This is a genomic window from Geodermatophilus sabuli (genome assembly GCF_010686765.1).
Lineage (GTDB): Bacteria > Actinomycetota > Actinomycetes > Mycobacteriales > Geodermatophilaceae > Geodermatophilus > Geodermatophilus sabuli_A.
In genome coordinates this window covers 117380-140783 of sequence record NZ_JAAGWF010000018.1, presented here as the reverse complement: position 1 = coordinate 140783, position 23404 = coordinate 117380, and the positions used below count along the sequence as shown (strand labels likewise).

The 23404-nt window shown below is 72.2% G+C and carries 19 protein-coding genes; 11 read left to right on the top strand and 8 right to left on the bottom strand.

The window, feature by feature from the left end; all coding sequences use genetic code 11:
- The first annotated feature begins 100 nt into the window (after positions 1 to 100).
- On the top strand, positions 101 to 1183 hold the full coding sequence (locus tag GCU56_RS16615) for a cupin domain-containing protein (protein WP_204332236.1): 1083 nt from the start codon (positions 101 to 103) through the stop codon (positions 1181 to 1183).
- Between the two features lie 8 nt (positions 1184 to 1191).
- Positions 1192 to 2073, top strand: a complete 882-nt coding sequence (locus GCU56_RS16610; protein ID WP_204332235.1) for a fumarylacetoacetate hydrolase family protein — start codon at positions 1192 to 1194, stop codon at positions 2071 to 2073.
- Between the two features lie 149 nt (positions 2074 to 2222).
- Here the strand turns inward: GCU56_RS16610 and GCU56_RS16605 are convergent, their stop codons facing one another.
- The 4 genes from GCU56_RS16605 to GCU56_RS16590 all read right to left on the bottom strand — a co-directional run bounded on the left by GCU56_RS16605 (position 2223) and on the right by GCU56_RS16590 (position 5813).
- The gene (locus GCU56_RS16605) at positions 2223 to 3263 is read right to left on the bottom strand and encodes a uroporphyrinogen decarboxylase family protein (protein WP_163482854.1); all 1041 of its coding nucleotides are present in this window, start codon (positions 3261 to 3263) and stop codon (positions 2223 to 2225) included.
- Between the two features lie 148 nt (positions 3264 to 3411).
- Positions 3412 to 4833, bottom strand: coding sequence for a vanillate/3-O-methylgallate O-demethylase (ligM, locus tag GCU56_RS16600; protein ID WP_163482853.1), 1422 nt, complete (start codon positions 4831 to 4833; stop codon positions 3412 to 3414).
- A 109-nt stretch (positions 4834 to 4942) separates the two neighbouring features.
- Positions 4943 to 5086, bottom strand: coding sequence for a hypothetical protein (locus tag GCU56_RS16595; protein ID WP_163482852.1), 144 nt, complete (start codon positions 5084 to 5086; stop codon positions 4943 to 4945).
- A gap of 256 nt (positions 5087 to 5342) precedes the next feature.
- Positions 5343 to 5813: a hemerythrin domain-containing protein gene (locus GCU56_RS16590; RefSeq protein WP_163482851.1), complete on the bottom strand. Its 471-nt coding sequence runs from the start codon at positions 5811 to 5813 to the stop codon at positions 5343 to 5345.
- Positions 5814 to 6046: 233 nt separating this feature from the next.
- Here GCU56_RS16590 and GCU56_RS16585 point away from each other — a divergent pair, with 233 nt between their 5' ends.
- Complete coding sequence (locus tag GCU56_RS16585) at positions 6047 to 6730, top strand: maleylpyruvate isomerase family mycothiol-dependent enzyme (RefSeq protein ID WP_163482850.1); 684 nt, start codon at positions 6047 to 6049, stop codon at positions 6728 to 6730.
- A 74-nt stretch (positions 6731 to 6804) separates the two neighbouring features.
- Here GCU56_RS16585 and GCU56_RS16580 read toward each other — a convergent pair whose 3' ends face one another.
- Positions 6805 to 8394: an FAD-binding protein gene (locus GCU56_RS16580; RefSeq protein WP_163482849.1), complete on the bottom strand. Its 1590-nt coding sequence runs from the start codon at positions 8392 to 8394 to the stop codon at positions 6805 to 6807.
- Between the two features lie 174 nt (positions 8395 to 8568).
- On the opposite strand from GCU56_RS16580, the gene GCU56_RS16575 reads away from it, so the two are divergent.
- From GCU56_RS16575 to GCU56_RS16565, 3 genes are all read left to right on the top strand, one after another.
- Entirely contained in the window at positions 8569 to 9522 is a 954-nt protein-coding gene (locus GCU56_RS16575; RefSeq protein ID WP_163482848.1) for a helix-turn-helix domain-containing protein, read from the top strand.
- A 370-nt stretch (positions 9523 to 9892) separates the two neighbouring features.
- Positions 9893 to 10672, top strand: a complete 780-nt coding sequence (locus GCU56_RS16570; RefSeq protein ID WP_163482847.1) for an ATP-binding cassette domain-containing protein — start codon at positions 9893 to 9895, stop codon at positions 10670 to 10672.
- 1 nt (position 10673) lies between these two features.
- Positions 10674 to 13208: an ABC transporter permease gene (locus tag GCU56_RS16565; protein ID WP_163482846.1), complete on the top strand. Its 2535-nt coding sequence runs from the start codon at positions 10674 to 10676 to the stop codon at positions 13206 to 13208.
- Between the two features lie 216 nt (positions 13209 to 13424).
- Here the strand turns inward: GCU56_RS16565 and GCU56_RS16560 are convergent, their stop codons facing one another.
- Positions 13425 to 14258 carry a CmcJ/NvfI family oxidoreductase gene (locus tag GCU56_RS16560; protein WP_163482845.1) on the bottom strand — a complete coding sequence of 278 codons (834 nt, stop codon included), beginning with the start codon at positions 14256 to 14258 and terminating at the stop codon, positions 13425 to 13427.
- A 358-nt stretch (positions 14259 to 14616) separates the two neighbouring features.
- Here GCU56_RS16560 and GCU56_RS16555 point away from each other — a divergent pair, with 358 nt between their 5' ends.
- Entirely contained in the window at positions 14617 to 16584 is a 1968-nt protein-coding gene (locus tag GCU56_RS16555; protein WP_204332234.1) for a BCCT family transporter, read from the top strand.
- Between the two features lie 340 nt (positions 16585 to 16924).
- Here GCU56_RS16555 and GCU56_RS16550 read toward each other — a convergent pair whose 3' ends face one another.
- A complete protein-coding gene (locus GCU56_RS16550; RefSeq protein WP_163482844.1) occupies positions 16925 to 18097 on the bottom strand; it encodes an NAD(P)/FAD-dependent oxidoreductase in 1173 nt (390 codons plus the stop codon).
- A complete protein-coding gene (locus GCU56_RS16545) occupies positions 18094 to 18414 on the bottom strand; it encodes a bifunctional 3-phenylpropionate/cinnamic acid dioxygenase ferredoxin subunit (RefSeq protein WP_163482843.1) in 321 nt (106 codons plus the stop codon). The genes GCU56_RS16550 and GCU56_RS16545 overlap by 4 nt, the downstream gene beginning before the upstream one ends.
- A gap of 132 nt (positions 18415 to 18546) precedes the next feature.
- Here GCU56_RS16545 and GCU56_RS16540 point away from each other — a divergent pair, with 132 nt between their 5' ends.
- The 4 genes from GCU56_RS16540 (at position 18547) to GCU56_RS16525 (ending at position 23398) form a co-directional block, all read left to right on the top strand.
- Positions 18547 to 19347 carry an IclR family transcriptional regulator gene (locus GCU56_RS16540; RefSeq protein ID WP_163482842.1) on the top strand — a complete coding sequence of 267 codons (801 nt, stop codon included), beginning with the start codon at positions 18547 to 18549 and terminating at the stop codon, positions 19345 to 19347.
- A gap of 250 nt (positions 19348 to 19597) precedes the next feature.
- A complete protein-coding gene (locus GCU56_RS16535; protein WP_163482841.1) occupies positions 19598 to 20719 on the top strand; it encodes an aromatic ring-hydroxylating oxygenase subunit alpha in 1122 nt (373 codons plus the stop codon).
- 121 nt (positions 20720 to 20840) lie between these two features.
- Positions 20841 to 22169, top strand: a complete 1329-nt coding sequence (gene glyA, locus GCU56_RS16530) for a serine hydroxymethyltransferase (protein ID WP_163482840.1) — start codon at positions 20841 to 20843, stop codon at positions 22167 to 22169.
- Positions 22166 to 23398 carry a sarcosine oxidase subunit beta family protein gene (locus GCU56_RS16525; RefSeq protein WP_163482839.1) on the top strand — a complete coding sequence of 411 codons (1233 nt, stop codon included), beginning with the start codon at positions 22166 to 22168 and terminating at the stop codon, positions 23396 to 23398. Before glyA ends, GCU56_RS16525 begins: the two co-directional genes overlap by 4 nt.
- Positions 23399 to 23404 lie beyond the last annotated feature (6 nt).

Here is a 23404-nt window from a genome sequence, read left to right as displayed (position 1 = left end):
CAGGCTGGCGCTGCCAGCAAGGTATGTATATCTTTACATACGCGCCATGCTGTCCGTGGCACCAGCCCGACATGGCTCAGCCAGCCGAGGAGGATCGACGATGCCCACCGAGGAAGCCATCGCCGGGGGGATGGGTGCGCCGTCGACGCCGGACCCCTACCAGGCGATCGCCCAGCTGGGCGCGGCTCCGCTGTGGCGGTACTTCGGCGACGTGCTGCCGGCGCAGCCGAAGCCCAAGGCCGTGCCCTACCTGTGGCGGTACGCGGCGCTGCGGCCCTACCTGCACCACTTCCTGGAGACGTGCTCGCTCGAGGAGGCCGAGCGGCGGGTCCTCATGCTGGTCAACCCGGAGCTCACCGAGCCACCCGCCACCACCACCTCGCTCTACGCGGGACTGCAGATCATCGGCCCCGGGGAGACGGCACAGGCGCACCGGCACACCTCGAACGCCTTCCGGTACGTCATCGAGGGAACGGGTGCCTACACGACGGTCAACGGAGAGCGGGTGCACATGCACCCCGGCGACCTGTTGATGACCCCCGGGTGGCACTGGCACGACCACGAGCACGAAGGCGACGCGCCCATGATCTGGCTCGACGCCCTGGACTACCCGATCACCAACGCCTTCGACGCGAACTTCTTCGAGCTCTACGGGGAGCGGACACAGAAGAGCACGGTCCCCGACGACCTCTCCTCGCGTCAGTTCATCCACGGCCAGCTCTCGCCGGCCTGGGCGGTGCCGCACACGTCGTCCTCGCCCGTCGGCAACTACCCGTGGGCAGAGACCTCGCGGGCCTTCGACGCGATCGCGGACGACGCGGTCGGCAGCGAGGTCGAGGGCATCATCCTGGAGTACAAGAACCCGCTCACCGGAGGGCCGGTCGTGCCGACGATGTCGTGCCGGATCAGCCGCCTGCGGCCGGGCTTCCGAGGGGCGCGCACCAGGCGGACGACGAGCGCGATCTACCACGTCGTCCGCGGAACCGGCACGGCGCTGGTGGGAGACCAGCACCTCGACTGGACCGACAAGGACGTCTTCGCGGTCCCGCCATGGGCGGACTTCGAGCTGCGCAACGACAGCGGCACCGAGGACGCGTTCCTGTTCAGCTGGACGAACGAGCCGGTCCTGCGCGCCCTGGGATTCCTGCGCGAGGAACTGCCCGAGCGCGGCAGCCAGTCGTAGGGGGATCGGTGCGTTTCCTCGTCTTCGACGACGACCGTCTCGGTGTGGCCCACGAAGGCACGGTCACCGACGTCACGTCCCTGGTCCCCGGGGGCGCGTCACCAGGCGGCCCCCTGCAGCGGCTGCTCGACGCCGGCAGCAGCGGCGAGCTCACGGCCGACCGGATCGCCGGCCTGCCGTCCCGGCCTCTGGCCGAGGTGCTCATCCGTCCACCGTTGCCGCGTCCCGGGAAGGTCATCGGCGCTCCGGTCAACTACCTCGACCACAAGGCCGAGATGTCCGAGACCCACTCGATCGCCGACCTGGGGGTGTTCCTCAAGGCCTCGTCGTCGGTCATCGGCCACGGGGGAACGGTCCTGCTGCCGTACTCGGACAAGCGCACCGACCAGGAGGGCGAGCTGACGGTCGTCATCGGGCAGACGGCCCGCCACGTCCCGGTGCCGGACGCCCTGGACCACGTGTTCGGCTACACCTGCGGCCTGGACATGACGGTGCGCTCGACGGAGGACCGGTCCACCCGGAAGTCGTTCGAGACCTTCACGCCCCTCGGCCCGGTGGTCGTGACGGCCGACGAGATCCCGTCACCCGGGGACCTCGAGCTCGTCTGCCGGGTCAACGGCGAGGTCCGTCAGCGGACGTCGACGGCCGACCTCCTCTTCGGGGTGGCCGAACTGGTGTCCTACGCCAGTTCGGTGATGACCCTGTGGCCGGGCGACGTCATCCTGACCGGCACGCCGGCGGGTGTCGGTCCCGTGGCCGACGGAGACGTGGTCGAGGTCGAGATCAGCCGCATCGGCTCGCTCACCGTGCACGTCTCCGCGGCGGAGGCCCGGCCCTACGTCGAGCGTCCCGGCGCGCCGCGGACCACCGTCTCGCCCGGCGCCGACTGAGCACGAGCGGGTCCTCCACCCCGTGCCCGGTCGGCCGCGCGGTGCTCGCTACCCGGACGATCGCCCCCGCAGCCGACCGGGCACGGGGCGCTCCGACGAGAGGTGAGAGGCATGGACGCCGACTCGTCCCCGCGGCGCGGCCGGGGCGGTCACAGTTCCAGCCGCAGTGCGGCGGCGGCTGCGACGAGGGACCGCATCTTGCCCTCGGCCGAAGCCCGCGGGAGGTACTTGAGACCACAGTCGCTGGACAGCACGAGCTCGTCCGCATCGACCACGTCGAGAACTCGCCGGACCCGCTCGGTCACGGTCTCCGGGGTCTCCACGTCCGGGGTGGACAGGTCCAGGACGCCCAGGATGACGCCCTTGCCCCGCAGCGGCCGCAGGCTCGTGGGGTCGAGGTGGGACTGGGCGGTCTCGACGGACACCTGATCGACCGGCGTGTCGGCCAGTTCCGCGAGGAACGAGTAGCCCTCGGGGCGCTCGTGGATGATGGCGGCGTAGCCGAAGCAGATGTGCACGGCGGTGGTCCCGGCGGCACCCTCGAGTGCGCGGGTCAGGGCCTCAGCGCCGTAGGCGCGGGCCGCCTCGGGCCGAGCCTGCAGGTAGGGCTCGTCCACCTGCACGATGTCGGCGCCGGCAGCGAAGAGGTCGGCGATCTCGGCACGGACGACCTCGGCGTAGGCCAGGGCCAGGCTGCGCGGGTCCGGGTAGTGCTCGTCCTGGGCCTGTTGGGACATGGTGAACGGGCCAGGCACGGTGATCTTGACGGTGCGGTCCGTGTGTCCGCGGAGAAACCGGACGTCGTCCACCTGGACGGGTCTGGGCCGGGAGATCCCGCCGACCACCCGGGGCACCGGGTTGGGGTGGCCCGATCGGTCCAGAGCGGTCCCGGGGTCGTCGACGTCGACCCCGTCCAGGGCCGTGGCGAAGTGGTTGGAGTAGGACTCCCGGCGGATCTCCCCGTCGGTGACGATGTCGAGCCCGGCCTCTTCCTGTGACCGGATCGCCAACCGCGTGGCGTCGTCGTGCGCCTCGCCCAGGTGCTCCGGCGCCACCCGCCAGAGCTCACGGGCCCGGACCCTCGGCGGGAAGCGGTGCGCGAGCCGCTCCCGGTCGATGAGCCAGTCCGGTTGCGGGAGGCTCCCCACGATCGAGGTCGGGAACGGCGGGAGGACGGGCCGGGCGATCATGGCGTGACCCCTGCCGTGTCCGCGTGGTCGGTTCGGCGTCGGGTCGAGAGGGTCGTCACGGGCACTCCTGGGGATGGTCGTCGACGGCTGGGGGACGGACGGGCTCGGGACCCCGCACGACGAGGTCCCGAGCCCGTGACCGCTCCTCCTACTGGGCGGGCGCGAGGTCGGCGAAGCCCGTCCGCCAGCCGGCCTGGTACTCGGCGCGGGCCACCGAGGAGAAGGGTGCCGGACTGACGACGACCCGCACGGTGCACTGCTCGTGCGGCTCGACGTTGGTCTTGCGGGTCCCGCCGTCCGGCTCGCCCCAGATCAGTTGCAGCTCGGCGCCCTCGGGCACGCTCGGGTCGACGGTCCCCATGGACAGGACGCGCCGCTCGTTCGCCGTGTACCCGACGTTGTTCAGCGACAGCCCCACCTGGTTCCCGTCGGCGTCGAGCACCGTGTCGTACCCCGCGTAACCGTAGTTGGCCAGGGGCAGGTCGAGGTACTTGTACTGCGGGCCGTCGACGTCGACGACGGACCCCAGGATCTTCTTGACGTCGTCGGCGTTCCACTCCAGCGTGACCTTCTTCCGCTGGGACGCCGGGTCGATCTGGGCGAGCGCGTCGCGGCCGGAGAAGTCGTGGTCGAGCTTGACGAAGGAGCCGTAGCCGAGGTCCCAGGGGGTGAGGTAGTAGTCCTCGATGTCCTCGGACACGAAGCTGCCGGCCAGCGAGAGGACGGCCTCGTAGCTGTCGGGCTGCAGCCACTCCCGGTAGGCGCGCAGCTCGTCGCCGGTGTAGATCGCCGGCAGGGGCGCCGACGCCCAACCCGACTCGAGGGCCGCCGGGGGATAGGCCCGCGACCCGACGGGGACGATGCCGGACTCGGCGCCCGCCTCGAGGATGGCGTCCCGCACCTGGTGGTAGGACTCGTAGGGCCCCCACAGCTCCAGGCCGGCGGCGCCGGCCATGCCGTGGCGGAGCGTCCGGGCGCGCACCCCTGCGATGGTGATGTGGTCCTCGTGGAAGAACTTGAGCTGCTCGACGGGGCCGCCGTTGACCTTCTCGATGACCTCCCAGGCGCGCGGACCCTGGATCTGGAAGCGCCAGAACCGCCGGGACGCCGCCGTCCCGAGCGGGTGGGACGACGACCGGCGGTCGACCTCGACGTCGACGTCGTAGCCGCCGGTCTCGGCCTGGAAGAGCAACCAGTCGGCCGCGGGCGAGCGACCGACGTAGATGAACTCGTCGTCGGCCTCCCGGTGCATGATGCCGTCGCCGATGACGTGGCCGGCGGGCGTCGTGGGGATGTACTGCTTGGCCACGCCGACCGGGAACTTGGTGCTCGTGATCGCGGTGTCGGAGAACAGCCTGAAGGCGTCCTCGCCACGCAGGTAGACCGCGTCCATGTGGTGCGTCTGGTCCATGAGCACGACCGAGTTGCGCCACGCGAGCTGCTCCGAGCGCCAGTTGTGGAACTCGGGCGAGACCACGGGGTAGACGTACGGGCCGACCGGTGAGTTGCGCAGCAGCTCGACGGTGTTGCCGGCCTGGTCGAGGATCTCCTGCAGGTTCCGCGCAGTCATGAGGACCTTCTCTCTGGGTGGGAGCGGGACGTCCAGACGCGCGGACCGCGATGCTGGACTGGTGACGGTGTGGGACGGAGCGGTGACCGGCGGGGCGGGCGACTCGCCGTCAGACCGCGGGCACGGGACCGACGGGGGCCCGCAGCATCTCCCTCACCGCGGCGGCGTAGGGCGCCGGCGCGACCGTGGCACGCACCTGCAGCTGCTGATGGCGTTCGACGCGCGGTTCCTCCTCGTCCCGGACGAGGGTCACCTCCTCCCGGGGCGGTTGCGCGCCAGTGAGTCCAGCGCCTCCCCACCGATGGAGTCGTGGTGGGCCTGTGGCTCGCGTCGAGTGGAGGACCCAGACGGCGAACGCCGGGCGCAGGCTCGCCGTCACTCATCCGGCCAACTCCGGCTGAGAACGGTATGTATCGACATACAGGAGCATCGGGTGGTGCGCGGTGCGTGTCAAGAGTCCGCGCAGGGTCATGTCCCGGCGTCCATGGTGCCGTGGGTTGGTGCCGGCGTCACAGCGGTCCCAGCACCTCGCTCGTCCCGGCGTCCAGTTCCAGGGTCTCGAGCACCGTGAGCAGTCGGCGCTCCTCGTAGCGGAAGTGGTTCTCCATCACGGCGGCGATCCCCTCCAGGTGCCGGTCCAGCTCCGGCCGGGGCGCACCTCGCTCCGTCGCCACCCGCAGGCCCTCGAGGAGGTGGGCGATCATCGAGTGGTCCTGCTCCAGCGACCGCAGCACCGGGCCCAGCTCGGGATGGGCAGCCGCGATGGCCGGGAACAGAGTCCGGTCCTCGCCGCGGTGGTGTCCGTCCAGAGCGGTGCAGAACCCCCGGCAGTACAGCAGCAACTCACGGGTGGCCGTCTCCTCGGGAGCGCCGTCCGCCAGGGAGCTCCGGGTGAGCCCCAGAGCCGCTCTCAGGCGCTCGTGCACCAGGCGCAGTTCACGGCTCCAGGCGACCAGCCTGATCGTCTCGCGCTCAGACACGCGAGGACGAAAGGGGCGACGAGTTCATCGTCGTCCTCCTTCGATCCGGCGCCTCCATGCCTGGCACGGTCTGCCACCGGCACGCGACGCTGGGTTCACACTAGCGGGGTCGGCCCCGGCCGTCACCGTCCGGAGGACCCGCTGGAGGAGTCGCGCGCAGCGCTGCCGATGACGTCGGCGGTCGGCGCGGGTCTGGATGGTCGTCACGTCACCGAGGACGGAGAAGGCAGCTGATGGCACGAGTGCACGACGACGACCTGTGGGTCTCGGCACACGCGGAGCGGGCCGCACTGGCCGAGGACCTCGCGGGCCTCAGCCCAGAGCAGTGGCGGCACGGGAGCCTGTGCGGGGAGTGGGACGTCGAGCAGGTCGTCGCCCACCTGACCGCCGCGGCGAGCGTCGACCGGTGGCAGTGGCTGCGCAGCATGCTCGGCGCGCGATTCCGGCCCGACGTGCACAACGAGCGCCGGCTGGCCGAGCAGCGCGGCAACACCCCGGCCGAGACGCTCGATCGCTTCCGCGCCGTCATCAGCAGCACGACCGCACCGTCGGGACACACCCCGGCCTACCTCGGCGAGGTCGTCGTGCACGCGCAGGACATCCGCCAGCCGCTGGGGCTCCCTCGGACGCCGAGCGTCGACGCACTGACGCCGGTGGCGTACTTCTTCGCTCGACGCGACTTCACGGTCGCCAGCCGTTCCCACGTGGCCGGCCTGCAGCTGCGGGCGACTGACGGGCCGTTCACCACGGGCAGCGGCCCCCTGGTCTCAGGACCGACCCTGGCGCTGGTGATGAGCATGGCCGGCCGCGTGCCCTACCTCGACCAGCTCGACGGCCCCGGGGTGCCGACACTGCGGTCACGCCTGCCGGTCACCGCGGACGTCCGCCCGGATGGACGATCAGCAGGGTCCTCCTGACCAGGAGGCAGGTGAGGACCGCCTCGATCCGCCGGCCCCGCCACCGGTGAGGGGCCCCCGGTGTCAGCGACGAGTCACAGACCCTGCCCGCGGTACTTCCTGCCCCAGATGCCGGACTTCCCCGGTGCCATGATCGAGTTGGGGTCGAGGGCGTCCTTGACCGTCTCGTGGAACCTGAGCAGCGCGCCGTCGCCCCAGTCGTAGGTTCCCATGACCTGGTCCATGAGGGCGTTGTGGGTTCGGTACTCCCCGTACCCCTCGGCGGCCGCCTCGTCGATGAGCACGCGGGCCAGATCGAGGGTCTCCTGCCGGGCCGCGGCGTCGGTGGTGTCGAACAGGAACAGGCCGATGTGGTGCATCTCCCGCAGGCCGACGACGAACTGGGCGGCGTAGTCCTTGCGGTACTCGTCGGCCCGCCGGCGCACCATGAGCGCTTGCTTCATCGCGTCGGCGCCGTCCGGGGCCGAGACGGGCGAGAAGCCGATGTGCCCGCCGTTGGGCATGAACTCCATCAGCTTCATCTCGTCGAGGGACGGGATGCCGTTGTTGATCCGGTGCCGGTCGTGCAGGACGTGCGCGCCGCGATCGGTGGCCTCGTCGCGGTCGCGGGTCGTGGCGAACCGCGAGCCGGGGACCTGGAGGAACGCGTCCTTGATCATCCCCAGGTACGTCTCGACGACCGGTGGCGGGCCGTAGACGGTGCCGTACAGGTTCCAGTACCCGAGGCCGAGCTCGGACTTCATCTCCTCGATCGCCTCGGGCGGCAGCGGGCCGTCGCCGTCGTACCACTCGGTGCGCTTCGAGACGACGCCGGCGTCGAGGATGATGTTGCGCAGCACCGGCACGTTCTGCAGCGGCGCCATGTTGATCCGCAGCGGCAGCATGATGTCGACGACCTGCTGCAGGTCCTCCTCCCGGTCGAAGGAGACGACGAAGGTCTCTGACGCCGGAGGGCGCTGCATGAGCGCGATGCCCATCTTGGTGACGATGCCCAGGTTGGACTGGGTGAACAGGCCGTCGGGGAAGGGACCGAAGCCGTACTGGAACAGCTGCCAGGTGTTGCTCCCCGGCACCGCACCCATGCCGGTGCGCATGACCTCGCCGGTGGGCAGCACGACCTCCAGGCCGGTCTGCCACATGAGGTGGTCGCCGTAGGGCGTGTAGCCGACACCGCGGTCGAGGGTGTTGCCGACCACCGAGCCCCATCCCAGGTCGGGGCAGTCGAGCATCAGGGAGGGTGCGTTGGCCTGCAGGTGCTCGTAGAGGTCGAAGTAGGAGACGCCCGGCTCGAGCAGCGCGTAACCGAACTTCTCATCGACCTCGAGGATGCGGTCCATCCGCTGCCCGGTGTCCACGACCACCGCACCGGACAGCCGGGGCTGACCGCCCCCGTAGCCGTTGTTCTTCCCGGTCGAGATGGGCGAGAGCGGGACGCCGTACTCGTTGGCGATCCGGACGATCTCCTGCACCTGTTCGGTGGTCTCCGGGGAGACGGCGGCCGAGGCGCCCTCGGCGGGCTGACCGCCGACCGGGTACGGATCGCGGTAGCGGGCCAGGTCGCCGTCCTCGGTGACGACGTGCTTCTCGCCGACGACGTCCTTGAAGCGGGCGATGGCGGCGTCGAAGTCGGACTCGGTCAGTCCGGGGGGGAGCACTCGGGCCACGGGGAACTCCTTCGTCGGTGACGGACGGCGTCCGTAGGACACTCGCTGTGTGGCCCAGGGCACAACGCGACGGTCGGAACTGCTCGCATGCCGACCCGCGCCGTTCGCACCGCGGATGAGATGGGACGAGCCATGACCGGTCCTGCGGGTGCACGTCCCCGGTCCTTGCCGGAGGTGTCGGTCCGCAGCGGGGACCCCGACGAGGCGCGTGAGGTGGGCACCCGGGTCTACCACCGCCACCGGGTGACCGTGCTGGGCGACGCCGCCCACTTCGCCATGTCCCTGGACGCGGCCTCCCTCGGACCCCTCACCGTCGGCTGGCTGTCCTACGACACCGAGGTCCGCATCGAGAGCTCCCACCAGGGGCACTACCAGGTCAACGTCCCCCAGGGCGGGTCGGTGATCGCCGTCAGCGGAGGGCGAGAGGTCGTCGCCGGGCCGGGGGCGGCGCTGGTGCACGTGCCCGACCGGGACGCCGTCTTCACCGGCTGGGCGTCGCCGGGCCCGGTCCTCGCCCTGCGCATCGCCCGAACGGCGCTCGACCGCGAGCTGGAGCAGCTGCTGGACCGGCCGCTGCGCCACTCGATCGAGCTGGACCTCCACCTGGACCTCTCCAGCGGCCGGGGGGCCCAGTGGTCGGCCCTCGTGCGATCACTCGCCACCGACCTCGCCGACGAGAACGCGTTGATCCGCCAGCCGATGCTGGCCGGGCCCTTCACCCACAGCGTCATGACCGGTTTGCTCCTCACCGCGCTGCACGAGCACCGGGACGAGCTCGGAGCACCGACGCCGGCCGCGGGAGCGTCCGTGGTGCGCCGGGCCCGGGACCACATCGAGGCCCACGCCGGCGACCCGCTCACCGTCGGCGACATCGCCCGAGCCGTCGGCGTCGGCGTCCGGGGCCTGCAGCAGGGTTTCCAGCGCTCGCTCGGCACGTCACCGACGGAGTACGTGCGCCACGTGCGACTCCGCCATGTGCACCGCGACCTGCTCGCCGCCGATCCGGCGATGGTGACGGTCGGTCAGGTCGCCGCCCGCTGGGGCTTCCCCCACCACGGGCGCTTCGCGGCCCACTACCGGGAGCGGTACGGCGTCCTCCCAGGCGAGAGTCTCCGACGTCGCCCCTGAGCACGGCTCGCGAGCCCGGTCCCGGAGTGGGCAGGGAGTCGATGCGCCCGGTGGCGGCGGCCGACGCCGCGGCCACGTGCGGTGGCGGACGGATCGAGGGAGCGCTTGCGCAAGCCACTGCAGAGCACCGACCTTCGGCCCTGCCGTGCCACGCGACGGCTGCGCCAGGGTGGGGCCTCCGACATGGCGGCGACGACCGGTAGCGGCATCCACGCACCTCGGCAGCGGCGCCGTCGGCGCTGGTCGGCGGACGAGGCGAGCAGCACTGCGTGGCGGCACGTCCCGGCGAGCCCGCGGTTCCGGGCGTCACGCAGCCCGACGTCGGCCGCCATCGACCGGCGCAGGTCCTGACCCCCCCCGAGGAGCGAACGTGACCATCCAGGACATCCCCACCCCGCGGGTCGGGCTCGACGCGCCTGCCGCTGCCCGGAGTGTCGGCCTGAGCAAGATCTACGGTGCAGGGGACACCCGTGTGGTCGCGCTGGACGCGGTGGACGTCGCCTTTCCGCGCGGCGAGTTCACCGCCATCATGGGGCCCTCCGGTGCCGGCAAGTCGACCCTCATGCACTGCATGGCCGGCCTCGACTCGGTGACCAGCGGCCAGACCTACATCGGGACCACCGAGCTGAGCTCGCTCAACGACCGGCAGCTCACCGCGCTGCGCCGGGACGAGATCGGGTTCGTCTTCCAGGCGTACAACCTGCTGCCGACGCTCACGGCGCTGGAGAACATCACCCTGCCGATGGACATCGCCGGTCGACGGCCCGACCAGGAGTGGCTGGACCGGGTGATCGACACCGTGGGGCTCCGGCCGCGGCTGGCGCACCGGCCGAGCGAGCTGTCCGGAGGCCAGCAGCAGCGCGTCGCCTGCGCCCGGGCGCTCGCCGGCCGGCCCGAGATCGTCTTCGCCGACGAGCCGACCGGGAACCTCGACTCGAGGAGCAGCGCGGACATCCTGTCGTTCCTCCAGACGTCGGTCCGGGCGATGGGCCAGACGATCGTCATGGTCACCCACGACCCGGTCGCCGCGGCGTACGCCGACCGTGTGCTGTTCCTGGCCGACGGCCGGATCGTCGACGGGATGTCGGCCCCGAACCGCGAGCGGGTGCTCGAGCGCATGAAGGCCTTCGACGCCGCCCTGGGGGCGTGACATGTGGCGTGCCACGCTGCGCAACCTCCTCGCGCACAAGCTGCGTCTCGCGCTCAGCGGGTTGGCCATCGTCCTCGGGGTCGCCTTCGTCTCCGGGACGATGATCTTCACCGACACCCTCAGCAAGACCTTCGACGACCTGTTCTCCAGCACTGCCTCGGACGTCAACGTCGAGGCGGCGTCGGCCTTCGACTCGGGCCTCGAGGGCAGCGGCGCGGTCTCGACGGTGTCGGCCGACGCCGTCGACGAGGTGCTCGAGGTCGAGGGCGTCGCGGCGGCGGCCGGCTACGTGCAGGCCGAGGGCGTCTACGTCCTCGACCGTGACGGCGCCGTCCTCGACACCGGCGGCGCCCCTGGCATCGGGATCAGCTGGGAGCCCGACCGGCAGCTCTCCAGCAGCACCCTGGTCGACGGCCGGGCCCCCGAGGGTCCCGCGCAGGTCGCCCTCGACGTCGACTCGGCGGAGAAGGCCGGGTACGCCCTCGGTGACTCGGTCCCCGTCCTCACGACCGGCCCGCGGGTCGAGGCGGAACTGGTCGGCGTCTTCACCTTCGGGGACACCGGCGGCTCCGCCGGGGCCTCCCTGGCGGCGTTCGACACGGCGACGGCACAGGAGCTCTTCGGCGAGCCGGGCCGTTTCGACGGCATCAGCGTCCTCGCCGCGGACGGGGTCACGGACGCGCAGCTGAGGGACCGGGTCGCCGCGGCGCTCGGGGACGGGTACACCGTCCGGACGGCCGACGAGCAGGCAGCGGCGTTGGCCGGCGACTTCCAGGAGGGACTGGCCTTCGTCGAGGTGTTCCTGCTCGCCTTCGCCGGGATCGCGTTGTTCGTCGGCACCTTCATCATCCTCAACACCTTCTCGATGCTCGTCGCCCAGCGGACGCGGGAACTGGCCCTGCTGAGGGCGCTGGGCGCCGGCCGCGCCCAGGTCACGCGGTCCGTGCTGGCCGAGGCCCTGGTCCTGGGCGTCGTCGGCTCGGCCGTGGGCCTCGCCGGGGGCTTCGGCGTCGCCGCCGGCCTGCGGGGCCTGTTCGGGTCGTTCGGGCTCACCCTCGACGGCGGGCTGGTCTTCGCCCTGGACACCGTGGTCTGGGCCGTCGCCGTCGGGGTCCTCGTGACGGTGACGGCGGCGTACCTCCCCGCCCGTCGCGCCGCGAAGACCCCGCCGGTGGCGGCGATGCGGGACGACCACGTCGCGGTCGAGCGGTCGCTGTTCCGCCGGACGGTGGTCGGGAGCGTGGTGGCGGTCGCCGGCGGAGCCGCCCTGGTCGCCGCCCTCGTCGTCGACGACGGCAGCACGGCCGCGAGCCTCGTCGGCTTGGGCGCGCTCGCCCTGCTGCTCGGCGCCATCGCCCTGAGCCCGGTGCTCGCCAGGCCGTTCCTGCGGGGTATCGGCGCCGCCCTGCCCCGGCTGTTCGGTACCGCCGGGCGCCTCGCGCGGGAGAACGCGGTGCGCAACCCGCGCCGGACCGCGGCGACGGCGTCCGCGCTCATGGTCGGCCTGGCCCTGGTGAGCGGCTTCAGCATCATCGGTGCCTCGACCAGCGCGTCCGTCGACGCGTTGGTCGAGGAGTCCCTGGGGGCGGACTACGTGGTGTCCACCGCGGTGGGCGCGCCGTTCAGCGCGGAGATCGCGGAGCAGATCCGGGGCATCGACGGTGTCGAGGCGGTGACGCAGCAGCGGTTCGGGCAGGCGGCGTTCGACGGCGCCCCGACGTTCATCAGTGCGATCGACGCGGACACGCTCGACTCCGCCCTCGTGCTGGACTACGTGAGCGGGGGGACGGAGGGGCTGCGGGACGGCGGCCTGCTCGTCGACGAGGACACGGCAGCGAGCAACGGCTGGTCGGTGGGCGACAGCGTCCCGGCGGTCCTGGCCAACGGCCGGCCCCTCGACCTCACCCTCGGGGGGATTTACGCGGCCAACCAGGCGGCCGGCACGGTGGTGGTGTCCCTCGATGCCTTCACCGCGGCCGGGGGAGAGCCTCTGGACCGCTTCGTCTACGTCGACCTCGCGGCCGACGCGGACGCCGGCGCCGTCCGGTCGCAGCTGGAGGGGACGCTCGAGCCCTACCCGGTGGTCACCCTCAAGGACCAGGCGGAGTTCGCTGCCGAGCAGCGCGGCTTCGTCGACCAGCTGCTCCTGATCATCAACGCCCTGCTGGCGCTGTCGGTGATCATCGCGGTCCTGGGCATCGTGAACACACTGGCCCTCTCGGTGATCGAGCGGACCCGCGAGATCGGGCTGCTCCGGGCCATCGGGATGGACCGGCGGCAACTGCGGTCGATGGTCCGCCTCGAGTCCGTCGTCATCTCCGTGTACGGCGCGGTGATGGGTCTCGTGCTCGGCACCGTCCTCGGTCTCGCGCTCGTCCAGGCGCTGGCGACCGCGGGCATCAGCCGGCCCGTCGTCCCGGCCGGGCGGATGCTCCTCTTCCTGGCCGTCGGGGCGGTCATCGGGGTGCTCGCCGCGGTCTGGCCGGCGCGCCGGGCGGCCCGGCTGCGGGTGCTCGACGCGGTGGCGACCGCCTAGCCGTGGTGCCCGGCAGTGTCGTCGACGGCGTCCCGGCCTGACCCGACGAGGGGATCTCCGGGCGACGCGGGCGGTGGCCACGGGCGCTCGGCGAGGGCGACCTGCAGGAACGCGCGTAGTCCGCGGTGGCGGTCGTGCGCACCGGCTGCTCGGGCTGCCCGCCGGCCTCGCGGCGCGGGGCCGGCCCGTCTGCCGCCGCCGTCGCGCCGGGCCGCCTCAGCTGTACCAGACGGCGATGCAGCGGGTCTCGACGCTGATCCGTGGTGCCGCCCCGGGAGGGCAGGACGGGTCGGTGAACGCCGTGTGGGGGACGACCCGCGGTCGACCGGGATCGGAATCGGCCTGCTTGAAGACCAGCACCTGCTCGCTGGTCAGGCCGGGGAAGTAGACCCACCGGTGGTCGGGGTCGTGCCCGATGAACGCGAGCTCGAACGACCAGTCGCGCGCCGGGAAGACCGAGTCGCCGGGGATCACGTCCTCGGCCGCCACCGTGCGCGCGTCGCAGAGGGCGAGCGGGCGCTGGGTCGGACCCGGCGACAACAGCCGCCACTGGTTGAAGGACGCGGTCCGCCGGACGTCGGCCCGCGACGGCACGCCGTACCCGCCGGTCTCGGGGTCGGGGGACCCCGCGAACGAGAAGTCGGAGTGCACGAAGTCCACGGTCGGTGTCTCGTTGGCCGTGGTCGCGGCGACATGGGCCTGGCGTCGCACCACCGCGCGAGGCGCGATCAGGATCTCGTCGGCCCCGCTGAGCTCGAGCATGAAGCGCTTCATGTCCGCGATGTACCGGTCCCGGGCGTCGCCCGAGTCGGCGACACCGGTCACGTCGACCCGGTGGGGCAGACAGACGAAGCCCTCGGCCTCCAGCGTGGGGGGCGTCGGGAGTCCGGCGCCGTCGACGACCGGCATCTCGACCGGCGTCAGGAACGTCAGGCTCCGCGAGTAGTCGTCGTTGTCCAGGCGCGGTCGCTGACCGGTCGGGACGCTGTAGTTCAGCGTGGCGCGCACCGGCTCCAGCGCGACGTCCCTGCTCTGCTCCATGGTGCTCATCGGCCGTCTCTCCTCCATCGGATGGTCGCGTGCGGTCCACGAAGCCCCCGACGGGTCCGGCCGCCCGGCCGCCAACCTACGACCCACGAGCCGTCGTCCACAGTCGACGACCCATCGCGCCGGGGCCGGGCGGTCCACCCGCCGGCCCGCTCCGCCTCGGGCGCCCCGGGCCGCCGGACGCGGCCGGAGGGGGAGTGCTCGGAACCGCGTGACCTCGTCGTCACGCAGACGTGACGCAGTGTCCGGGTCGAGCCGGGACTGTGTAAACAATCACGTCGGGCTCTTGTTCCACGACTGACGCTCTGGTTCCCTCATGCGAAGCCGGTCTCGGATGACGCAACAACGAATGGGGAGTGTCATGGAGCAACCGCGTAGGGAGCAGGCCTCGTCCACCCGCCCACCAGGCCTGGCCGACGACGCCGGGCCCGGGTCGACGACCGAGCGCGGCGCCACCGGTGCGGGTGGGGACTCCCCATCCGTCGGCGCCACGGACGCAGCGACGACCGGGACCCACCCGGCCATCGCGGAGTCGCCGCCCTGCGTCGCCGACCACCGCTGGGCCGTCGACCGGGTCCTGTTCGCCATCGCGGCCGCCATGGCACTGGGCTTCGTCGTCTGGGGCTTCGCCAGCCCGACGGGCCTCGGGACGGCGAGCGGTTCGGTGCTCGGATGGGTCACCGGCAACCTCGGCTGGCTGTTCGTGCTCCTCGCGTCGGCGTTCGTGGTCTTCGTGATCTGGCTGGCCGCCAGCAAGTACGGGCGGATCCCGCTGGGACGCGACGGAGAGCGGCCGGAGTTCCGCACCATCTCGTGGATCGCGATGATGTTCAGCGCCGGCATGGGCATCGGGCTGATGTTCTTCGGGGTCGCCGAGCCGCTGTCGCACTTCGTCGCCCCGCCGCCGCTCACGGTCCAGGGGGAGTCGGCCGAGGCCATCCAGACGGCGATGGCCACCACGCTGTTCCACTGGACGCTGCACCCGTGGGCGATGTACGCCGTCGTCGGTCTGGCCGTCGCCTATGGCACCTTCCGGCGGGGCCGCCGGCAGCTGATCAGCTCCGCGTTCATCCCGCTCCTCGGCGAGCGCCGCGCGACGGGTCCGGCCGGCCGGGTCATCGACGTCCTGGCCATCTTCGCGACCCTGTTCGGATCGGCGGCGTCGCTCGGCCTGGGCGCCCTGCAGATCGGCAGCGGTGTGCAGATCCTCGGCTGGGCGGGGGACGTCGGCAACGGCGTGCTGGTCGCGATCGTCGCGGTGCTCACCGCAGCCTTCGTCGCCTCGGCCGTCTCCGGCATCGCGCGCGGCATCCAGTGGCTGTCCAACACCAACATGGTGCTGGCCCTGCTGCTCGCGGCGTTCGTCTTCGTCGTCGGCCCGACCATCTTCATCCTCAACCTGATCCCGGACGCCGTCGGCAGTTACTTCTCCGACCTCGGCGAGATGGCCGCACGCACCGAGGCCACCGGTGGGGACCCGATGGCCGCCTGGCTGCGCGGCTGGACGGTCTTCTACTGGGCCTGGTGGATCAGCTGGACGCCGTTCGTCGGGCTGTTCATCGCGCGCATCAGCCGCGGCCGGACCATCCGCCAGTTCGTCACGGGCGTGCTGCTGGTGCCCAGCCTGGTCAGCCTGCTGTGGTTCGCCGTGTTCGGCGGGGCGGGGATCGCCGCCCAGCGCGGCGGTCTCGACGTCGCCGGGCAGGGCACGACCGAGGGGCAGCTCTTCGCCGTCCTGCGCGAGTACCCCCTCGCCACCGCCGCGACGGTGCTGGTGATGGTGCTCGTGGCGATCTTCTTCGTCTCCGGTGCGGACGCGGCCTCCATCGTCATGGGGTCGCTCTCGCAGCGCGGGACCCTGGAACCCAGCCGCTGGGTCGTCGTCTTCTGGGGCGTCGTGATGGGTTCCGTCGCGGCGATCATGCTGCTGCTGGGTGAGGACGGGGCGGCGCTGACCGGGCTGCAGAACCTGACGATCATCGCGGCGCTGCCGTTCGCCCTCGTGATGGCGGCGATGGCCGTGAGCCTGGTCAAGGACCTGCGGCGTGACCCCATCGTGCTGCGCGGCACCTACGCCAGCCTGGCCATCGAGCAGGCGGTCGTCGACGGCATCAGCCGGCACGGGGACGACTTCGTCATCGTCGTGGAACCGTCGCGGAGCACCGGTGCACCGGACGCCGCCGCGGCGGAGGGGGCCCCGACGACCCCGCAAGGGGCTGGCCAGCGGCCGGTCGGCACCGGCAACTTCGTGGCGGAGGGTCCGTCCGTCCCCTCCCACGTGCAGCCCGAGGCGGAACCCGTGGGACGTCCGCGGGATCCGCGGGACTAGCACCCCAGCCGCACGTGGCGGCCTCCCGGCAGTGGAGCGGCTCGACCGCCCTCCACTGCCGGGAGGCCTCCTCGTGTCGACGCGACCCGGTACCACCGTGCCCCGCGCCCCGCGCCCCGGCCACGCGGGGCTGCGGCGCACGCGCGTCCACGGGAGCCGGCCGGTCCCGGGCGCCGGGGCCGGCGTGCGGCCGGGTCCGGGAGTGGCCGGGAGGGGCGTCACCGCACCCGCTCCACCTCGCCCGGGCCGGTGTCTCACGTCGAACACCCCTGGACCGCCGTGTCGGCGGTCCAGGGGTGCGGGGCCCCGGCGCAGGCCGCGGCGGTCGCGGCGCCTGGGGTCAGGAGGCGGACGGCACGGCCGAGCGCAGCTGCCGGCGCCACCGGGTGAACAGGCGGGGCTGGTTCATCGCGAGGACGGCCACGGGGTGCCCGTCGCGCTCGTAGACCACCAGGAAGCTGCGCTCGGCGCAGCTCCCCTCCACCACGCGGGTGACGTCGCCGTCGCGGCGTGCGCCCGCGAACTGGATGCGGGCCCCGTACTGGTCGGACCAGAAGTACGGCGGCGGCGCCGGCGCCGGCGTGGTGGCGCCCAGGAGGGTGGCGGCCGCGGTGGCCGGCTGCTCGAGCGCGTTGGTCCAGTGCTCGATGCGGACGTGGCGCTCCGCCGCGGGCGACCATGCGGCGGCGCAGTCGCCCACCGCCACCACACCCGGGAGGTTCGTCGCGCCGCGCGCGTCGGTGAGGACGCCGTTGCCGAGGGCCACTCCCGAGTCGGCCAGCCACTCGGTGTTCGGGACGGCGCCGATGCCCACGACCACCACGTCGGCGGGCAGGCGCGTGCCGTCGGTCAGCTCGACGGCCTGCACCCTGCCCGTGCCGACCAGCCCGGCGACCCCCGTGCCGACCAGCAGCCGGGTGCCGCGGTCGGCGTGCAGGCCGGCGCAGACGGCGCCCATGTCCGCGCCCAGTGGGCCGGCGAGCGGGACGGGCTGGGTCTCGACGACGGTGACCTCCAGGCCGAGCGCCCGGGCCGTGGACGCGACCTCGGCCCCGATGAAGCCGGCGCCGATGACGACGAGCCGTCGCGCGCTGGCCAGGTCCTCGCGCAGGGCGATGGCGTCGTCCAGTGAGCGGAGGACGTGCACGCCGTCGAGCCCGTCACTGCCCGGCAGGCGCCGAGCGCGGGCGCCGGTGGCGAGGACGACGCCGTCCGCCCGGAGCTCGCTGCCGTCGTCCAGCACCACCGACCGGGTGTGGCGGTCCAGGCCGACCGCCCGGGTGCCCAGCCGCCACTCGAGACCGAGGGCCTCGTCGTCGGGGGCGCCCAGGGCGATGTCCTCCAGCGACGCCGTGCCGGCGAGGAACTCCTTGGACAGCGGGGGGCGGTCGTAGGGCGCGTGCACCTCGTCGCCGACGACCACGATGCGGCCCTCGTACGACCGGGCGCGCAGTGCGCGCGCGGCCGACAGGCCGGCCAGGGAGGCGCCGATCACGGCGACCGTGGCGCTCATGCGGCTCCCTCCTCGGCCGGGTGCGGGAGGACGTAGATCATGTCGTCCTGGACGACGACCCGGTGCGTGCGGACCGGCCTCTTCGCGGGCGGGCCGGACACCTTGCCGGTCCGCAGGTCGAAGCACGAGGCGTGCAGCGGACACTCCACGGCACAGCCGTCCAGCCAGCCGTCGGCCAGCGAGGCGTCCTGGTGGGTGCAGGTGTCGTCGATCGCGTAGAGCTCGCCATCGACGTTGAAGACCGCGATGGGCTCATCGGCCTCCACTCGGGTCGCCTCGCCGGGCGGCAGCGCGTTCGTGGGGCAGACCGGGATCATGAGCGCTCCAGCAGATCGTGTTGCGAATATCGCAACTGGATGCCGATAGCGCAACAGCATGGCGGCGGGTCGGCTCCCCCGTCAAGGGGACGACGGGGGCGTGTGCATCGCCGGGCCCCCTACGCTCTGATCATGAGCGGGCCGCAGGGAGAGAACGCAGAACGGGGATCGATCGCCGTCGTCCAGTCCGTCGACCGCGCGCTGAGCGTCCTGGAGATCCTGGCGGCGCAGGGAGAGGCCGGGGTCACGGAGGTGGCCGCGGAGCTCGGTGTGCACAAGTCCACGGCGTTCCGGCTCGTCGCCGCGCTGGAGAGCCGTGGCTTCGTCGAGCAGCTGGCCGATCGGGGCAAGTACCGGCTCGGCTTCGGCATCGTGCGCCTGGCGGGCGCCGCCGCGGCACAGCTGGACATCGCCCGCGAGGGGCGGCCCATCTGCGAGGCGCTGGCCGCGGACCTCGAGGAGACGGTCAACATCGCCATCCTCGACGTCGACCGGGCGGTGAACGTCAGCCAGGCCCGCGGGCCGGCCGCCCTCAGCACGCACAACTGGGTGGGGCAGGGCACGCCGCTGCACACGACGTCGAGCGGCAAGGTCCTCCTGGCGCACGCTCCCGACGCCGTCCGCAAGGACGTGCTGTCCCGGGACCTGCAGCGCTTCACCCCCGGCACGATCACCGACTCCGAGGTGTTGCGACAGCACCTCGACCGGATCGTCGAGCAAGGATGGGGCGCCACCGTCGAGGAGTACGAGGTCGGGCTGAACGCCCTCGCCGCTCCCGTCCGCGGCGTGGGAGGCGACGTGATCGCCGCGCTCAGTGTCTCCGGGCCGTCCTTCCGCATGGACCCGGAGGACTTCCCGCGGATCGCGCGGCGGGTCGTGACGGGCGCGGACGAGCTCAGCCGGCGGCTCGGCTTCTTCGGTCCCGGCCGCTGACCCGGCGGGGCGCTCCGAGCGAGGGCCCCGGCTCGGCGGTGACGTGGGCCCTCTCCGGAGGGGCGGGACATCGCGGACTCGTCTGCGTAGGTTGTTGCGCATCACGCACGCTGATGAGTAATGTGCAACACAGCGGTCGTCGTGAGCTCGCTGGCTGGACGACGACGGTGATGGGTCGCAGACGCTGCGTCGTGCGACCACCGACGTGTCCTCCCACATCGCATCGTCCGACGGAACCCCGAGGTGCCGTATGACCACCACCGACCAGCCCGCGAGCCTCATCTCCACCCTGCCGGGCCACTACTACACCGACCCCGCCGTGTTCTCCCTGGAGCAGTCCCGCGTCTTCGAGGACATGTGGTTCTGTGCCGTGCGCGCGAGCGACCTGCCGACGCCCGGCTCGTTCGAGAAGGTCCAGGTCGGCCGGGAGAGCGTGCTGGTCGTCCGCGGCCGGGACGGCGGGCTCCGCGCGTTCCTCAACGTCTGCCGGCACCGCGGCGCGCAGATCTGCACAGAGGACTCCGGTGCGGTCAAGCGGGCCTTCCAGTGTCCCTACCACGCCTGGACCTACGACCTCGAGGGCAAGCTCGTCGCGGCTCCGAACCTGACGAAGATGCCCGACGTCGACCGGGTCGAGTACGGCCTGCTGCCCGTGGCGTTGCGCGAGTGGCTGGGCTACGCCTGGGTGTGCCTGGCGGAGCAGCCGCCGTCGTTCGAGGACGACGTCATGGGCGCCGTCGTCGAGCGCCTCGGGAGCGTGGCGGCGATCGAGCGCTACGACCTCGACGCGCTGTCGGTGGGGCGCCGCATCACCTACGACGTCCAGGCGAACTGGAAGCTGATCATCGAGAACTTCATGGAGTGCTACCACTGCGCGACCATCCACCCGGAGCTCACCGAGGTCCTCCCGGAGTTCGCCGACGGCTACGCGGCGCAGTACTTCGTCGGGCACGGCGCGGAGTTCGGGGGCGACGTCCAGGGCTTCACGGTCGACGGCAGCGAGGGCTTCGACCGGCTCCCGGGCGTCGAGGAGGACCAGGACCGCCGCTACTACGCCATCACGGTGAAGCCGACGGTGTTCGTCAACCTGGTGCCCGACCACGTCATCTTCCACCGCATGTTCCCGGTCTCGGCGGACCGGACGATCGTCCAGTGCGACTGGCTGTACACGCACGAGGTGGTCGAGTCGGGCAAGGACGTGTCGCGGTCGGTGGAGTTGTTCCACCGCGTCAACGAGCAGGACTTCGCCGCCTGCGAGCGGACCCAGCCGGCCATGTCCTCCCGTGCCTACGCCCACGGCGGCGTCCTGGTGCCCTCCGAACACCACATCGGCGCCTTCCACGACTGGCTGACGCAGCGCCTGTCGGACTGACGCCCGACCCCCGCCGGCAGCCCTGACTGCGGCCGCACGCTCGACCCCGCACGACAACTCCCACGGTTCCAGACGACTGGTGGACCAGTTGCTGGACTGTCACGACAGGAGGGACGCCGGCATGGTCGTCCAACTCGACGGAGCCCCGCCGGCCTCGGCGGTCCAGGACCACGCGCTCGACCGATCGCTGGCGGACACCGACCCGGAGGTCTCCGCGGCGATCGCCGCCGAGCTGACCCGGCAGCAGACCACGCTGGAGATGATCGCCAGCGAGAACTCCGCCCCGCTCGCCGTCATGCAGGCCCAGGGCTCGGTCCTCACCAACAAGTACGCCGAGGGCTACCCGGGCCGGCGCTACTACGGCGGCTGCGAGCACGTCGACGTCATCGAGCAGCTGGCCATCGACCGGCTGACCGCGTTGTTCGGCGCCGAGTACGCCAACGTGCAGCCGCACTCGGGAGCACAGGCCAACGCGGCCGCGATGTCCGCCCTCCTCGAGCCCGGTGACACCATCCTCGGGCTCGACCTGGCGCACGGGGGACACCTGACCCACGGCATGCGGCTCAACTTCTCCGGCAAGCTCTACGACGTCGCCGCCTACCACGTGGGACGCGAGGACCACCGGGTCGACATGGCAGAGGTGGAGGAGCTGGCGCGCCGGCGGCGGCCGAAGCTGATCGTGGCCGGCTGGTCGGCCTACCCCCGCCACCTGGACTTCGCCGCGTTCCGCCGGATCGCCGACGAGGTGGGGGCCTACCTGATGGTGGACATGGCCCACTTCGCCGGGCTCGTGGCTGCCGGGCTGCACCCCTCCCCGGTGCCGCACGCGCACGTGGTCACCTCGACGACCCACAAGACGCTCGGCGGTCCGCGCGGTGGCGTCATCCTGGCCACGGCTGACCTGGCCAAGAAGGTCAACTCGGCGGTCTTCCCCGGCCAGCAGGGCGGGCCCCTGGAGCACGTCATCGCCGCCAAGGCGGTGGCGTTCAAGCTGGCCGGTGAGCCGGCCTTCCGCGAGCGTCAGCAGCGGACCCTCGCCGGTGCCCGGATACTGGCCGACCGGCTGCTGGCCGCCGACTCCCGTGCGGCGGGCGTCGGCGTGGTGAGCGGGGGCACCGACGTCCACCTCGTCCTGGTGGACCTGCGGAACTCCGACCTGGACGGCCGGCAGGCCGAGGACCGGCTGCACGGGATCGGCATCACCGTGAACCGCAACGCCGTCCCTTTCGACCCCCGCCCGCCCATGGTCAGCTCCGGCGTCCGCATCGGCACCCCGGCACTGGCGGCGCGCGGCTTCGACCTCGACGCCTTCACGGAGGTGTCCGACGTGATCGCCACCGCGCTGCGGCCCACGGTCGGGGCCGACGAGCTCGCTGGGCTGCGCGCGCGGGTGACCCGGCTGGCCGACCGCCACCCGCTCTACCCCGACCTCACGGAGGTACCCCGATGAGTCCCCGCACCCCCGGCGCGGACCTGCCGGAGCACCCGGACTCCCTCTGGCGGAACGCGGAGCCCCGGCGCTCCTACGACGTGGTGATCGTCGGCGGCGGCGGGCACGGCCTGGCCACCGCGCACTACCTCGCGAAGAACCACGGCATCACGAACGTCGCGGTGGTCGAGAAGGGGTGGCTGGCCGGCGGGAACATGGCCCGGAACACCACGATCATCCGCTCGAACTACCTGTGGGACGAGAGCTCGGCCATCTACGAGCAGGCGCTGAAGCTGTGGGAGGGGCTCGAGGAGGACCTCGGGTACCCGATCCTGTTCAGCCAGCGCGGCGTCCTCAACCTCGCGCACACCCTGCAGGACGTCCGCGACAGCGTGCGCCGCGTCGAGGCGAACAAGCTCAACGGCGTCGACGCCGAATGGGTGGAGCCCGACGAGGTGCGCAAGATCTGCCCGATCGTCAACACGTCGGCCGACATCCGCTACCCGGTGCTGGGGGCGACGTACCAGCCGCGCGCCGGCATCGCCAAGCACGACTACGTGGCGTGGGGCTTCGCCCGCCGGGCCGACGAGGCCGGCATCGACCTCATCCAGGACTGCGAGGTCACGGGCTTCGCGACCACCGGCAACCGCGTCACCGGCGTGCACACCACGCGCGGCACCATCGGTGCCGGCCGGGTCGCCCTCTGCGCGGCCGGCCACACCACGGTCCTCACCGACATGCTGGGCATCCGCGTGCCCGTGCAGAGCCACCCGCTGCAGGCGCTGGTCTCGGAGCTGCTCGAGCCGGTGCACCCCACGGTGGTCATGTCCAACGCCGTGCACGTGTACGTGTCCCAGGCGCACAAGGGCGAGCTGGTCATGGGTGCCGGCGTCGACTCCTTCAACGGCTTCGGCCAGCGGGGCGCGTTCCACGTCATCGAGCGGCAGATGGCTGCCGCGGTGGAGCTCTTCCCCGTGTTCGCGCGAGCCCACCTGCTGCGCACCTGGGCCGGCATCGTCGACGTCAGTCCCGACGCCTCACCGATCGTCGGCATGACGCCGTACGACGGCCTCTACCTCAACTGCGGCTGGGGCACCGGCGGCTTCAAGGCCACGCCCGGCATCGGCTGGGCCCTGGCGCACACGATCGCCCACGACGAGCCCCACCCGTCCGTGGCGCCGTTCACCCTCGACCGCTTCGTCACCGGCGCGCTCGTCGACGAGCACGGCGCTGCCGCCGTCGCGCACTGACCCAGG